Annotated in this window: 6 protein-coding genes; 2 read left to right on the top strand and 4 right to left on the bottom strand. The window is 63.1% G+C overall.

Features of this window, described 5'->3' with window-relative positions; all coding sequences use genetic code 11:
* On the top strand, positions 1-815 hold an 815-nt coding region (locus EOA86_RS30825), incomplete at its 5' end, for an SLC13 family permease (RefSeq protein ID WP_281035712.1).
* Between the two features lie 51 nt (positions 816-866).
* Here EOA86_RS30825 and EOA86_RS30820 read toward each other — a convergent pair.
* Both EOA86_RS30820 and EOA86_RS38960 read right to left on the bottom strand, forming a co-directional pair.
* A complete protein-coding gene (locus EOA86_RS30820) occupies positions 867-1,256 on the bottom strand; it encodes a YkvA family protein (RefSeq protein ID WP_164892148.1) in 390 nt (129 codons plus the stop codon).
* A 110-nt stretch (positions 1,257-1,366) separates the two neighbouring features.
* Positions 1,367-1,519 carry a hypothetical protein gene (locus tag EOA86_RS38960; protein WP_164892147.1) on the bottom strand — a complete coding sequence of 51 codons (153 nt, stop codon included), beginning with the start codon at positions 1,517-1,519 and terminating at the stop codon, positions 1,367-1,369.
* A 46-nt stretch (positions 1,520-1,565) separates the two neighbouring features.
* On the opposite strand from EOA86_RS38960, the gene EOA86_RS38955 reads away from it, so the two are divergent.
* On the top strand, positions 1,566-1,718 hold the full coding sequence (locus tag EOA86_RS38955; protein ID WP_164892146.1) for a hypothetical protein: 153 nt from the start codon (positions 1,566-1,568) through the stop codon (positions 1,716-1,718).
* A 47-nt stretch (positions 1,719-1,765) separates the two neighbouring features.
* Here EOA86_RS38955 and EOA86_RS30815 read toward each other — a convergent pair whose 3' ends face one another.
* Both EOA86_RS30815 and EOA86_RS30810 read right to left on the bottom strand, forming a co-directional pair.
* On the bottom strand, positions 1,766-2,050 hold the full coding sequence (locus EOA86_RS30815) for a cupredoxin family copper-binding protein (protein ID WP_128345064.1): 285 nt from the start codon (positions 2,048-2,050) through the stop codon (positions 1,766-1,768).
* A gap of 41 nt (positions 2,051-2,091) precedes the next feature.
* Positions 2,092-2,399, bottom strand: a 308-nt coding sequence (locus tag EOA86_RS30810; RefSeq protein ID WP_164892145.1) for a DUF4142 domain-containing protein, incomplete at its 5' end; no start/stop codon positions are given.

Raw genomic sequence — 2,399 nt, 5'->3', positions numbered from 1 at the left:
TTCCCTACCTGATCGCCACCGCCACGGCGTCGAATTGCGGCAGCGTCGCCACCATCACCGGAAACCCGCAGAACATGGTCATCGGCGCGCTGTCGGGGATTTCCTATCCGGCCTTCTCGGCGGCTCTGGCGCCGGTCGCGCTGTTTGGCCTCGTCGCCGTCGTCGTCATCGTGCGCATCGTCTATCGCGCCGAATTTGCGCGCAAGACCGAGCTCAGCCCCGAGGTCTATCGCGGCCGCATGCTGCCGGGACAGGTGCTCAAGGCCGTGGTCGTCTGCATCGGACTGGCAATCGCCTTCTTCGCCGGCGTTCCGGTTGCCAAGGCCGCACTGATCGGCGGCGCCATCCTTCTTGTGACCCGCGCCATCAAGCCGGCGCGCATCTACCGCGAGATAGACGGGCCGCTGCTGTTCATGTTCGCCGGCCTTTTCATCGTCGTCGCCGGCGCCGAGAAGGCGCTTCTCACCCCCGAGATCATCGCCTCGGCAAAGGACCTCGGGCTGGACGATGTCTGGCGGCTGTCCGGCTTCACCGCAGTGCTGTCCAACATCATGAGCAACGTTCCGGCCGTGCTGGCGCTGCGGCCGTTCATACCCGGCCTGGAGAGCCCCGAACGCGCCTGGCTGGTCGTCGCCATGAGCTCGACTCTGGCCGGCAATTTCACGCTGCTCGGCTCGATCGCCAATTTGATTGTCGCTGAGCAGGCGCGCGCCGCCGGCAAGGCGCTGTCTTTCGGAGCCTTCTTCAGGGTCGGACTGCCGCTGACGCTGATCACGCTGCTTGCTGGGACTGCGTGGCTGGCGCTTGGGTTTTAGGCCGCCGGCGCAGCAGGCAAGAGCGGTTTCAAGTGCAAGCAAGCCTCCGGACTATCTGGCGTGGGTGGGCCAAAAGGCCCAGATCAGCAAAGCTGCCAAAGCCAGCCAGAGCGCCACGATAAAGAACATTCCCGTCCTGCTTTGCGGACGAGTTTCGAGCGCGGCAGCCTGCGCTCGAAACTCGTCCATCAGCGGCGGCGAAACAAGCCTTATGGCCAGGATTACGCCGAGCGGTACGATGATCAGGTCGTCAAGATAGCCGAGCACCGGAATGAAATCCGGGATCAGGTCGATTGGGGAAAGCGCATAGGCGGCCACCATCCCCGCCACGAGTTTCGCGGACCAGGGCACCCGAGGATCGCGTGCGGCGAACCACAGGGCGACGACATCAAGCTTCATCTCGCGCGCCCGGCTCTTTGCCGCTTCCAGCCATGCTTTCATAGGGTTACTTTAGCACAGATTGTCGTCCGCCTGCATTCGAGCGGCGGTCGCTGGTCGTAGAAAGACTGGACCGCACCGTCCGTGGCGCGTCCCAAAGGATGCGCGGTGCTCTATCGCTCCGACGATTCGGTGCTGCTCGCCGGCTTCGAAACATAGGCGTCGGAAAAGTCCTGCGAGGCGACATCGTCGGCGAGGCTCCTTAGCTTTTCGGCCGCGGCGGCCCCCAAAATCGCCTCGAAGCGCCGGTTGGCCTCCACCGACACGACATATGCCTGCTGGTATCGCTTTTCCGAGTGGCGTCAGCACAGCATGTTTCGTTCACCGGTCGTGGGCATCCTGGCGGACCTCTACCAGACCGCGCGCTGTGGGAAGCCTACGACGCTGCCCGGCCACCCTGTTCGCGCCACCCTGTTCGCCGCGACGCAGATCGGCGAGCCGGCGCCTCGCTACCAGGCGGCTTGATGCCGCCCGACCGCCCTGCGCATGCAGGACCGTCTCTGCTGGCTTGGCTAGGGCAACGTCACCGTCATTTGGCCTTTCATGTTGGGGTGGAAGCGGCAGAAATAGTCGAACGAACCTGCCCTCTTCAGCGTCAGGCTCGCCGATGTCTTCGGCGGGATCATCACCTCCCAGCCGCCTGTGACGGTCGCCGTGTGGGCGAACACGTCTTTGTTGACCCACTCGATCGTGTCGCCGACCTTCGCCTCGATGCTTGCGGGCGAAAACACCAGCTTCTCGATCGTCACCTCAATCGTTTCGGCCTTGACGGATGTGGCAGCAATAGTTAGCGCCATTGCAATCCACAGATGCCGTTTCGACAGCGTCGGTGCTGTACTCATTTCAGCATGCCGGCGACATGTTCGGCATGCTGTTCATGGCCCTGGAATAGCTTCAGGCCGGTCTCCAGCAGGCTCTTCAGTTCGGCATTCTCGACCGAGGGGATCAGCAGGGTTTCGAGCGCGCCGTTGACCTGCTTGTGATAGGCGACCTCGTTGTCAACATAGGCCTTGTCGAACGCGGCGCCGTCGAGCTTGGCGAGCTTCGCCCGTTCCTCGTCCGCCGCCTTGGTCAGCGCCTTGCTGGTGGCGTTGTCCTCTGGCGTCACATTGAGCTTCTTGACCAGGTCAAGCGCTTGTTTGTTTA

This window comes from Mesorhizobium sp. M5C.F.Ca.IN.020.32.2.1 (assembly GCF_004023105.1).
Classification (GTDB): Bacteria; Pseudomonadota; Alphaproteobacteria; order Rhizobiales; family Rhizobiaceae; genus Mesorhizobium; species Mesorhizobium wenxiniae.
This window is presented reverse-complemented; position numbering and strand designations above follow the sequence as displayed.

Coding starts and splice junctions, on each gene's coding strand:
- EOA86_RS30815 (WP_128345064.1), bottom strand. CDS start 2,050: ATGGCGCTAACTATTGCTGCCACATCCGTCAAGGCCGAAACGATTGAG.
- EOA86_RS38955 (WP_164892146.1), top strand. CDS start 1,566: ATGTTTCGTTCACCGGTCGTGGGCATCCTGGCGGACCTCTACCAGACC.
- EOA86_RS30820 (WP_164892148.1), bottom strand. CDS start 1,256: ATGAAAGCATGGCTGGAAGCGGCAAAGAGCCGGGCGCGCGAGATGAAG.